The organism is Streptomyces fildesensis (assembly GCF_016107395.1).
Classification (GTDB): Bacteria; Actinomycetota; Actinomycetes; order Streptomycetales; family Streptomycetaceae; genus Actinacidiphila; species Actinacidiphila fildesensis.
Map to the genome: position 1 here is coordinate 1 of NZ_JAAIKO010000263.1, position 291 is coordinate 291.

Genomic DNA, 291 nt, shown 5'->3' on the forward strand with positions numbered 1-291 from the left:
GTCGTATTATTGATTGATCCAATGCCGACTTAATTTGGAGAGGCTTTCATGGTGGAAGCATTTCGCAACACGGGCTTCATTCGATTGATAAAATCAGAAAAGCCATCTCCTTTTTTTGATCCGTCGACATTAGGAACGTCAATGCTAGGTATAGCTATGTTCTGAACCTTCTCGCGGTCCATATAGTTCTGGAATCGATCTCTCTCCGGCGGTTCGATCTCCACCTTGCTGTTTTCCTGAAGAGGACAATTGCTAGTTCGTCTTCTAGATTCACGCTTTGTTCGACGCCAC

1 protein-coding gene is annotated in these 291 nt (G+C 44.7%); it reads right to left on the minus strand.

Features of this window, described 5'->3' with window-relative positions; all coding sequences use genetic code 11:
- Window positions 1-29 precede the first annotated feature (29 nt).
- Window positions 30-291: hypothetical protein (locus C6N31_RS44935; RefSeq protein WP_232486373.1), on the minus strand; the 262-nt coding region annotated here is incomplete at its 5' end.